The following is a 297-nucleotide window of genomic DNA, read 5'->3' as shown; positions in this document are numbered from 1 at the left end:
GATGAGGTAGATAGGTTCGAGGTGGAAGTGTGGTGACACATGGAGCTGACGAATACTAATCGATCGAGGACTTAACCAAAATGTTTGAAACATTCAATGCACCGTTTATCCAGTTTTGAAAGAATAAGAAAGTTTTTCAGAAAAAAAGCTTGCAATTATAACGAAAATGAGTTATAATAAATCTTGTCTTTTAAATAGTCTAGTGATGATGGCAAAGAGGTCACACCCGTTCCCATACCGAACACGGAAGTTAAGCTCTTTAGCGCCGATGGTAGTTGGGGGCTTCCCCCTGTGAGA

1 rRNA gene is annotated in these 297 nt (G+C 40.4%); it reads left to right on the top strand.

The features are described from left to right. Positions 1–198: 198 nt before the first annotated feature. Positions 199–297 (top strand): 5S ribosomal RNA (rrf, locus tag ACYQ73_RS28355); the annotation flags it as partial.

The organism is Lysinibacillus sp. CTST325 (assembly GCF_054665055.1).
This window is presented reverse-complemented; position numbering and strand designations above follow the sequence as displayed.